Source organism: Gammaproteobacteria bacterium (genome assembly GCA_003696665.1).
Taxonomy (GTDB): domain Bacteria; phylum Pseudomonadota; class Gammaproteobacteria; order Enterobacterales.
Map to the genome: position 1 here is coordinate 1 of RFGJ01000376.1, position 7,509 is coordinate 7,509.

General features: G+C 53.6%; 9 protein-coding genes. 7 read left to right on the forward strand and 2 right to left on the reverse strand.

Annotated features, from left to right (window positions below):
* The first annotated feature begins 159 nt into the window (after positions 1-159).
* The 7 genes from mutH (at position 160) to arsB (ending at position 5,818) form a co-directional block, all read left to right on the forward strand.
* On the forward strand, positions 160-867 hold the full coding sequence (mutH, locus tag D6694_09700; GenBank protein RMH40768.1) for a DNA mismatch repair endonuclease MutH: 708 nt from the start codon (positions 160-162) through the stop codon (positions 865-867).
* Positions 867-1,898 carry an isoaspartyl peptidase/L-asparaginase gene (locus D6694_09705; GenBank protein ID RMH40774.1) on the forward strand — a complete coding sequence of 344 codons (1,032 nt, stop codon included), beginning with the start codon at positions 867-869 and terminating at the stop codon, positions 1,896-1,898. Before mutH ends, D6694_09705 begins: the two co-directional genes overlap by 1 nt.
* On the forward strand, positions 1,891-2,610 hold the full coding sequence (gene ompR, locus D6694_09710) for a two-component system response regulator OmpR (protein ID RMH40769.1): 720 nt from the start codon (positions 1,891-1,893) through the stop codon (positions 2,608-2,610). Before D6694_09705 ends, ompR begins: the two co-directional genes overlap by 8 nt.
* 11 nt (positions 2,611-2,621) lie before the next feature.
* Positions 2,622-3,917 (forward strand): two-component system sensor histidine kinase EnvZ, encoded by a 1,296-nt coding sequence (gene envZ / locus D6694_09715; GenBank protein RMH40770.1) that lies wholly within the window; start codon positions 2,622-2,624, stop codon positions 3,915-3,917.
* Positions 3,918-3,992: 75 nt separating this feature from the next.
* The gene (locus tag D6694_09720) at positions 3,993-4,316 is read left to right on the forward strand and encodes an ArsR family transcriptional regulator (GenBank protein RMH40771.1); all 324 of its coding nucleotides are present in this window, start codon (positions 3,993-3,995) and stop codon (positions 4,314-4,316) included.
* A gap of 3 nt (positions 4,317-4,319) precedes the next feature.
* Positions 4,320-4,754: an arsenate reductase (thioredoxin) gene (arsC, locus tag D6694_09725; protein RMH40775.1), complete on the forward strand. Its 435-nt coding sequence runs from the start codon at positions 4,320-4,322 to the stop codon at positions 4,752-4,754.
* On the forward strand, positions 4,754-5,818 hold the full coding sequence (arsB, locus tag D6694_09730; GenBank protein RMH40776.1) for an arsenical-resistance protein: 1,065 nt from the start codon (positions 4,754-4,756) through the stop codon (positions 5,816-5,818). The genes arsC and arsB overlap by 1 nt, the downstream gene beginning before the upstream one ends.
* 164 nt (positions 5,819-5,982) lie before the next feature.
* On the opposite strand, the gene D6694_09735 is transcribed toward arsB, so the two are convergent.
* Both D6694_09735 and D6694_09740 read right to left on the reverse strand, forming a co-directional pair.
* Positions 5,983-6,912: an oxygen-dependent coproporphyrinogen oxidase gene (locus tag D6694_09735; protein RMH40772.1), complete on the reverse strand. Its 930-nt coding sequence runs from the start codon at positions 6,910-6,912 to the stop codon at positions 5,983-5,985.
* A 2-nt stretch (positions 6,913-6,914) separates the two neighbouring features.
* The gene (locus tag D6694_09740) at positions 6,915-7,463 is read right to left on the reverse strand and encodes a tRNA threonylcarbamoyladenosine biosynthesis protein RimN (protein ID RMH40773.1); all 549 of its coding nucleotides are present in this window, start codon (positions 7,461-7,463) and stop codon (positions 6,915-6,917) included.
* Positions 7,464-7,509: the final 46 nt, after the last annotated feature.

A 7,509-nucleotide genomic window follows, 5' to 3' on the forward strand; every position in this document is an offset into this window, starting at 1 on the left:
AGTTTATCACCAAGTGTCATGCTCGTCTGAGACAAAATATTTGAACGATAAAGTCATCGAACAAGTGTCGGTGTGGTTTGGCCATTCCATGCCCACATGATGCCTGAGCACCATTCAATGTGCCTTGCATGGACAACAAGACATTGCCATGCTAGCCTCATGCAAAAAGCCAAAAGCATGTCCCCAGAAACCCAATTACTCCGTCGAGCCCATCAAGTCGCCGGATTGACGGTGGCCGATCTGGCCTCAAGGCTCGGTCAAAGAACGCCAGCCAATTTGCTGAGCAACAAGGGCTGGATGGGACAGTTGCTCGAGCGGTGGCTTAACGCCCAATCAGCCTCCAAGGCACAGCCGGATTTCCCCGAGCTCGGCATTGAGTTAAAGACATTGCCTGTGAGTCTGAAAGGGCGCCCCCTAGAATCCACCTATGTGTGCATGGCGCCCCTGCTGGAACTGGCGCAGGTAAGTTTTGACAACTCAGTGGTGGCCGCAAAGCTTCGTAAGGTTTTGTTCGTGCCTATTATCGGGGCGCGCAACTGGCCGCCAGGACAAAGACAGATTGGTCAGGCATTTTATTGGCAACCCAGCGCGTCACAATGGGCCCGAATCCGCCGTGATTTCGAGGAGCTCACCGAATTGATCGCCACTGGTCACATTGATCGCATTGACGGACGACTTGGGCAAGTATTGCAAATCCGTCCCAAGGGTCCAAACGGGCAGGCCTTGACGGCCAGTCACAACGCCAACGGTGAAAAAATCCTAACTTTGCCACGCGGTTTTTACCTGCGCGCCAGTTTTACTCAGGAGATTCTTACTCGCGCGATGTTTTCGTCCCTTTCTGATCAAAAAACTTACGGAGTCACATGATGCGTCACCTTATGATTGTGTTGTCTTTGATGATCTGCACCGTCCCATACACGAAGGCACAGCGTCCGATTGCCATTGCCATTCATGGTGGTGCCGGCACCATCGAGAAAAAGCAGCTGTCTGCTGCCAAGGAAAAGGCAATCCGCGCCACATTAAAGAAAGCGGTTGACGCTGGCTATCGTATTTTGCAAAACAAAGGCAGCGCCATTGATGCCGTGTCGGCCGCCATAGTCATTTTGGAAGACTCGCCACTGTTTAACGCTGGCCGAGGCGCAGTTTATGCGGCAGATGGCACACATACACTGGATGCCTCTATCATGTCCGGTGCCGACCTGAGTGCGGGCGCAGTGGCAGGTGTCACCACCGTGAAAAACCCAATTTTGGCAGCACGAGCGGTGATGACCCATTCGCCTCATGTGCTGCTTGCGGGCAAAGGCGCCGATGACTTTGCCCGACACATGGGGTTGCCCATGGTTGACAATCATTATTTTGATACGGATTTTCGCCACCAACAGTGGCTGAATGCCATGCGCAAACAAAAACTTGGGCTGTCGCGAGCGATACGGGACAAAGTAGGTACCGTGGGCGCTGTGGCGCTCGACGCCAACGGTCATCTGGCGGCTGCCACATCCACTGGCGGAATGACCAACAAAGCCTGGGGACGTGTTGGTGATTCCCCCATTATTGGGGCTGGCACCTACGCACAAGATCCTTTTTGCGCGATTTCTGCAACAGGGCATGGTGAATATTTCATTCGTTATGCCGTGGCCTATGACATATGTGCGCGTGTCAAATACCAAGGTAAAACACTCCAACACGCCGCTGACGATGTGATTCAGGACACGCTGCGCAAAGTTGGGGGGGATGGCGGCATCATTGGCCTTGATGCCAGCGGCAACATTGTGTTTTCATTTAACACACCGGGGATGTACCGGGGTTGGCGCGGCACAAATGACAGCAATGCGCACGCCGCAATCTATGCCGGCGAACGTGGCCCTCGTAACACCATAAAAGAAAGAACGCATGACTGAGCAAACTCAGACGAAAATTTTAGTGGTCGATGACGATTTGCGCCTGCGCGCATTGTTGGAACGTTACCTTAAAGAACAAGGCTTTTATGTTCGAAGCGCTGCCGATGCTGAGCAAATGGACCGCCTGCTGTCACGAGAAATGTTTCACCTGATTGTGCTCGACCTGATGTTGCCCGGCGAGGATGGTCTCAGCATCTGTAAACGCCTTCGAGCAGAGGAAAACGCCATACCCATCATTATGCTCACCGCAAAAGGTGATGAGGTCGATCGTATCATTGGCCTTGAACTCGGTGCGGACGATTACCTGCCAAAGCCCTTCAATCCGCGTGAACTGCTTGCCCGAATCAAGGCCGTGCTACGCCGAAGCCCCAACGAGGTACCAGGTGCACCAGCTCAGGACGAAGGTGAAGTGTGTTTTGGAGAATTTACTCTCAATCTCGCCACGCGAGAAATGAAACGCAACGGAGTACCGGTCCCTCTTACGTCTGGGGAATTCGCCGTACTCAAAGTCCTTGTGTCGCATCCTCGCCAACCGCTGTCCCGTGACAAGCTCATGCATCTCGCCAAGGGTCGCGAATACAGCGCCCTTGAACGTAGCATCGATGTGCAGGTGTCAAGGTTGCGGCGACTGATTGAGCCCGATCCGAGTGCCCCGCGTTATATTCAAACGGTGTGGGGGGTTGGCTACGTCTTTGTGCCTGACGCCGATTAGTAATAACGCTCATGCGCCTTGTCCCGAAAAGTATTTTTGCACGGATCGCCCTGCTCATCGCCGGGCTACTGCTGATCAATCAAATCATTACCTACATTTCAGTCACTAACTATGTGATTCGGCCCCACTGGCAGCAAATTTTGCGCGTGATGTCGACGCAAGTGAAGTTTGTCGTCATGGATCTTGAAAATGAATTACCTGACGACGTCAGCGAAACCTATATGCAAACTACAGGTATCCGTGTCTACCCATACGCAGTGGCTGTTCAGCAAGGTTTATTGCAGGCGCGTTATTATCAAAGTCTGACCCAGCTGATGGCACGCTACCTCGAAGCCAAGACGGATGTCCTCATCCAAGAAGGTGATTCACAATATTTGTGGGTGCGCGCGCCAAAACATCCGGACAAGTGGATCCGTCTGCCTCTGGCTAATTTTCAGCGTAATTATCCATCACCTCTCATTATTTACTTAACGGCTATCGGCATTCTGAGTGTTTTGGGTGGTTGGTTCTTGACGCTACTGATTTCCAAGCCCCTCAAAAAATTACAATTTGCCGTGCGCGAACTGGGCCGAGGCGACGTCCCCGGCCAATTGAAAGAAACCGGCGCGAGCGAATTCCGTGAACTGACTCGCGCGTTCAACCAAATGGCCCACAATATTCATCAGCTAGAAGAAGATCGCGCTCTGTTATTGGCCGGCGTGTCACACGACATCCGCACTCCCCTGACACGCATTCGCCTCGCTGCGGAATTTTTGCCAGACGAGTTGAAAGATGTGCGCGATGACATCGTGCGCGATGCCGAAGAAATGAATGCCATTATCGAGCAATTTATCGCTTTTGTCCGTGAAGGACGTGAGGAACCTTGGATTTGGTGCCAACCGGATCAATTGATCCATCAAGTGCTGGAGAGTTTTAACGAACACGATCGATTTGTGCAACACACGCGAAAACTGGCCAAAACAAAGTTGCGCCCTCTTGCCTTTAAGCGAATGTTGACAAACGTTGTCCAGAATGCGCTCCGCTACAGCGATGGTCCGGTGGAAATTTCGACCGACCATGACAAACACTGGTTCACCATTGAAGTGCGCGACCACGGCCCCGGTGTCCCGGACGACCAGATCGAGCGATTGTTTCAGCCCTTCCAGCGCGGCAACACGGCCCGTTCTGGACAGACGGGCAGCGGTTTAGGGTTGGCGATTGTACGCCGGATCGTGGCGGCGCACCATGGCAAACTGTCCGTACGAAACCATCCGTTGGGCGGACTTTTGGTGACCATCTCACTCCCTCTATCGAACCACTCACGCTAGCCAAGACCGTCATGGCTTTGCTTCGCCGGTTCGACATGCTACCATCTGATTATACGCATATACGGATGTCCAGATATGTTAATTGAAGACTTTTTTAAGGCGCTGTCCGATGGCACTCGACTACGGATACTCCTTGCCATACAGCAAGCCAATGAATTGTGTGTGTGCGAATTGACCGAAGCGCTCGCCACCACACAGCCTAAAATTTCCCGACATCTGGCACTGCTCCGCGATTTACGTATTGTCGCCAACCGTCGCCAAGGGCAATGGATTTATTACCGTTTTCATCCCGAATTACCTCGTTGGGCAAAGGAAGTGCTGGCCGTCATCGCCAAACATCAAGACCAATCGCTCCACCTTGATGTCAAGCGCATTGAATGCCTCAATACCTCGGAGTAAATGATGCATAACAAAGTACGTGTCCTCTTTGTCTGTACTGGCAACTCTTGCCGCTCGCAAATGGCAGAAGGTTGGCTGCGCGCCTTGGGCAGCCATGTGGCCGAGGTGCAATCCGCCGGCATTGAAGCACACGGCAAGAATCCACGCGCCATCGCGGTAATGCAAGAAGCCGGGGTGGATATCAGTGCACAAGCCTCTACAGTGCTGACCGATGCCATGTTGGCCTGGGCCGATCTTGTCATCACCGTATGCGGCCACGCGGATGAACATTGTCCCATTCTTCCACCAGGCACACGTAAACGCCACTGGCCGCTTGAAGATCCGGCGCGCGCCCAAGGCAATGAAGCGCACATCATGGCGGTATTCCGCCAAACCCGAGATGACATTCGCCGTCGCGTCGAACAACTGATTTCAGAGCTCTCGAAGGAGACATCATGATGACCGACAACACCCATTCACAAACGGCTGCACTAAGCTGGTTTGAACGCTGGCTCACCCTCTGGGTAGCCCTTTGCATTCTGGTTGGCATCGCGCTTGGCCACTACTTTCCAGGCCTGTTTGAGACACTGGCTGGCATGGAGATTGCCAAGATCAACCTGCCAGTGGCCGTCTTGATCTGGCTCATGATCATTCCAATGCTCATCAAAATCGATTTGCGCGCGCTCGGAGAAGTCAAAAAGTACTGGCGCGGTATTGGCGCGACACTGTTTATCAACTGGCTGGTGAAACCATTTTCGATGATGCTCTTTGGCACAGTTTTTCTCGCCTGGATATTCCGCGATTATCTGCCCGCTGACAAAATTCAGAGCTACATCGCGGGGCTCGTAATTCTCGCGGCCGCGCCCTGTACCGCAATGGTTTTTGTCTGGAGTCATCTCATGCGGGGGGAGCCACACTTTACGTTGACACAAGTGGCGCTCAACGATCTCATCATGATTGTGGCCTTTGCCCCAATTGTGGGTTTGTTGCTCGGCGTCAGCGCCATTACGGTGCCTTGGCAAACGCTACTCCTTTCGGTGGTGCTTTATATTGTTGTGCCACTGATCATCGCCAATGTCTGGCGCCGGATAGTGCTGCAGAAATCGAATGGCGAACAGCGTTTACAACACACCATTGAACGCCTCGGCCCAATCTCCATTGGCGCTTTGTTGCTGACATTGATACTCCTGTTTGGCTATCAGGGCGAACAAATCCTTGCACAACCACTCATCATCGCCCTGATTTCTGTCCCCATTCTGGTGCAGGTGTTGTTTAATGCCGGCTTTGCCTATCTGCTCAATCGATGGCTAGGCTCGCCCCACTGCATTGCCGGCCCTTCAGCACTGATTGGGGCCAGTAACTTTTTTGAGCTGGCGGTGGCGACAGCCATCACCCTTTTTGGTTTCACTTCCGGCGCGGCCCTAGCCACAGTGGTGGGTGTGCTGATCGAAGTGCCAGTCATGTTGTTGGCGGTCGCTGTTGTCAACCGGACAAAGCGATGGTACGAAAAAGCATTGTCCTAAATGAGCGTTCTTTGGCTTAACGCCAAGACTGGCCGGTGTCGCCCGCGGTACGCGGGTGACAACCGACGCCCGCAGTGTTCAAAGCGACACGTTGCCTAGGCAAGGTTTGTGCTGATCGTCAGGGCATCTTAAGCAATATCACGCGGATGCCTAAGGCGAACGTCCTATTGATTTTGGCCGGTTTCGTCTAGCCAGTCCCTAGGTTTGAGATAAAACTCCAATAGTAACGCTTCGGCACTTCCCGGCTCAGGTTCGTGTTGATACCGCCAACTGACCTCTGGCGGCAACGACATAAGAATCGACTCGGTACGCCCACCTGACTGCAAGCCAAAGAGCGTGCCACGATCCCACACCAAATTAAACTCGACGTAGCGGCCTCGCCGAATCTTTTGCCACTGACGTTCTCGCTCGCCATATGCCATGCTTCGACGGCGTTCCGCGATGGGGACGTAAGCAGGCAAGAAGTGCTCACCGACACTGCGCGTCAGCGCAAAACAGGTTTCAAAATCCGGCTCATTGAGATCATCAAAGAAAATACCACCCACACCGCGTGCTTCTTGGCGATGTGGCAGGTAAAAATATTGGTCGCACCACTGTTTGAATTTGGGATACCACGCTTCCCCAAACGGCATCAATGCGTCTTTCGCGACACGATGCCAATGCACCACGTCTTCTTCAAAACCGTAATAAGGGGTCAGGTCAAAACCGCCGCCGAACCACCAAATCGGGTCGGCACCATCTTTCTCGGCGATGAAAAACCGAACGTTCATATGGGTGGTTGGCACATAAGGGTTGCGTGGGTGCAACACCAAAGAGACCCCGGTGGCCTGAAAAGCGCGCCCAGCCAGTTGTGGTCGTTGCGCCGTCGCAGAAGCAGGCATTGCTTCGCCACTCACGTACGAATAGTTCACCCCAGCCTTTTCAAATAAGCCTCCATTTTCCAGTACGGCGGTGATGCCACCACCGCCTGCCGCGCGCGTCCAGACATCCTGTTGAAAACGCGCATCGCCATCCAGCGACTCGAGTGCCTCGCAAATCGTGGCCTGAAGTGAAGTAAAATAATTTGTGATTCGATCGATATGAATGGTTGTCATTGTCAGTCTCTCAAAACCTTGCCCGTACACACATCAACTATCCGACTCGGCCGCGTGCCACCAGGCTGACCCGGAACAATGGCATCGAGCCAACGGCCAAGCCGGAGCCTCACCTGCCAAAGATGCGTCAATGTCTGATGGCCGCTCAGGTTGGCACTGGTGGACACCAACGCGCCGAACCGAGAAGCCAGCTCGGCCGCAGGCCCTTGCCTGACAAGCCGTACAGCCAACGTCTGACGCCCTCCTGTCAACCAAACGGGCGTTGATGGCAAGCAGGGCACCACCCAAGTCGTAGGTCGCGCGGGCGCCTGCGCCTCGATCCACGCCAACCATTTCTGCGCTACCCAGAGTTGAAAGTCATCGATGTGCGCACCGATAAGAATCAGACCTTTTTTGTCCGAACGCCGCTTGATGGCCATCACTCTGGCCACTGCGTTGTCGTCTTCTGGATCACACCCTAATCCCCAAACGGTTTCCGTCGGATAGGCAATCACCCCACCCGCGCGCAGAGCGGTCAATGCGCTCGTGATATGCACTCTGTGGGTCAACATTTGCGTTAATGAAAAGACGCGGTTTCAATCTGAACCATGGCGTCAA